At 74.7% G+C, this 2,178-nt stretch carries 2 protein-coding genes and 1 pseudogene; all 3 read right to left on the reverse strand.

Annotated elements, in window-relative coordinates; all coding sequences use genetic code 11:
• Nucleotides 1–184, reverse strand: a pseudogene (locus EBN88_RS30315) (hypothetical protein); the annotation flags it as partial.
• Nucleotides 185–255: 71 nt separating this feature from the next.
• Nucleotides 256–873: an MBL fold metallo-hydrolase gene (locus EBN88_RS29630; protein ID WP_122400058.1), complete on the reverse strand. Its 618-nt coding sequence runs from the start codon at nucleotides 871–873 to the stop codon at nucleotides 256–258.
• Between the two features lie 14 nt (nucleotides 874–887).
• Nucleotides 888–1,973 (reverse strand): S-(hydroxymethyl)mycothiol dehydrogenase, encoded by a 1,086-nt coding sequence (locus EBN88_RS29635; protein WP_122400057.1) that lies wholly within the window; start codon nucleotides 1,971–1,973, stop codon nucleotides 888–890.
• Between the last annotated feature and the right edge of the window lie 205 nt (nucleotides 1,974–2,178).

Below are 2,178 nucleotides of genomic sequence, written 5' to 3' on the forward strand. Positions count from 1 at the left end.
AGGCGGCGCAGGGGCCGGCGAGCAACGCGGCCAGCAGCCCGTCGCGTTCGGGCCCGGCGGGCAGGGCGCTGGCGTGGTCGAGCGCGAGGGCCGCGAGCGGCGAGCCGGGCGGGGCGTCGGCGGCGGCCCGGGCGAGAAAGGCGGCGGGCAGCCGCACCCGCGTCTGACGTTCCGCTGCTGACATCCCCGCTCCCCCGACGGCCGGCGTGATTCCGTCCCGGGCCAGCCTAGGCCGTGTCCGGAGGCCAGCCCGGGTCAGTGGCCCCTGGCGATCCACTCAGGGAGGTGCGGGGCCTCCTGGCCGATGGTGGTGGTCTCCCCGTGGCCGGTGCGCACCACGGTGCCCAGCGGCAGGGTGAGCAGCCGTTCCCTGATGGAGTCAATGATGGTGGGGAAGTCGGAGAACGAGCGCCCGGTGGCGCCGGGGCCGCCCTGGAAGAGCGTGTCCCCGGTGAACACGGTGCCGAGCGCCGGCGCGTGGAGGCAGACCGCGCCCGGCGCGTGCCCCGGCGTGTGGAGCACGACCAGTTCCGTGACGCCGACCGACAGCCGCTGCCCGTCGGCGAGTTCGCCGTCGGGGGCGCGGTCGGGGTGGGTGGCCGACCAGAGCGGCAGGTCGTCGGGGTGGAGCAGGATCGGGGCGCCGGTGCGGTCGGCCAGCTCGGGGGCCGCGTTCACATGGTCGTTGTGGGCGTGGGTCGCGACGATCGCGCGCACCGTGCGGTCGCCGACGGCGGCGGCGATGGCGTCGGCGTCGTGGGCCGCGTCGATCACCAGCGCCTCGGCGTCGTCGCCGACCACCCAGACGTTGTTCTCGACCTCCCAACGGCCGCCGTCCAGCTCGAAGAAGCCGGTGGTGGCGACCCGTTCCATCCGGACGCGCCCGCTCACAGGACCACCACCGAGCGCAGCACGTCGCCGGAGTGCATCCGGTCGAACGCCTCCTCGACCTGGTCCAGGGCGATCGTTTCGCTAACGAAGGCGTCCAGGTCCAGTCGGCCCTGTCGATAGAGGTCGATCAACATCGGAAAGTCCCGGGACGGCAGGCAGTCCCCGTACCAGGACGACTTCAGCGCGCCGCCCCGGCCGAAGACGTCGAGGAGCGGCAGATCGATCCGCATCTCGGGGGTGGGCACGCCCACCAGCACCACCGTGCCGGCCAGGTCCCGCGCGTAGAAGGCCTGTTCGTAGGTCTCGGGCCGGCCCACGGCCTCGATCACCACGTCCGCGCCGAAGCCGCCGGTCAGCTCGCGGATGGCGGTCACCGGATCGGTTTCGCCCGAGTGCACCGTGTGGGTGGCGCCGAGGCGTTCGGCGGTGGCCAGTTTCCGTTGGTCGACGTCCACGCCGATCACCCTCGCGGCCCCGGCCAGCCGGGCGCCCATGATCGCGGCGCCGCCGACCCCGCCGCAGCCGATGACGGCGACGCTGTCGCCCCGGCCGACGCCGCCTGTGTTGATGGCGGCGCCGATGCCGGCCATCACGCCGCAGCCCAGCAGCCCGGCGGCGGCCGGGGAGGCGGCCGGGTCGACGGGGGTGCACTGGCCGGCGGCGACCAGCGTCACCTCGGCGAACGCGCCGATGCCCAACGCCGGGCTGAGCGGGGTGCCGTCGGTGAGCGTCATGGGCTGCCGCGCGTTGTGCGTGTCGAAGCAGTACTGGGGGCGCCCGCGCAGACAGGCGCGACACTGGCCGCACACCGCGCGCCAGTTGAGGACCACGAAGTCGCCGGGCGCGACCTCGGTCACGCCCTCGCCGACCGACTCGACCACGCCCGCCGCCTCGTGGCCCAGCAGGAACGGGAACTCGTCGTTGATCCCGCCCTGCTTGTAGTGCAGGTCGGTGTGGCACACCCCGCAGGTGCGGACGCGGACCAGCGCCTCGCCCGGCCCGGGGTCGGGGACCACGATGGTCTCCACCCGCACCGGCTCGTTCCTGCCCGGTGCGATCACACCGCGTACCTCGTGTGCCATGTCGGATGCCTCCGGCGGCTCTTGTCGATCACGGAGCAGCCATTGTGGTGCACCTCGCCGACCCCGAGAAGCCCACGTCCCGGGCGGCGCGCCGTCGCGCGGAACGGGCGGCCGGCGTGCGTGGTGAGCGGCCGTCGTGCGTGGCGGGCGGCCGGCGCTCGCGGCAGGCGGCCGTTGTCCGTGGCCGGCGCGCGGCCGGGGACGC

The organism is Streptomyces triticirhizae (assembly GCF_003696235.1).
In the GTDB taxonomy this organism is placed as follows: Bacteria; Actinomycetota; Actinomycetes; order Streptomycetales; family Streptomycetaceae; genus Streptomyces; species Streptomyces triticirhizae.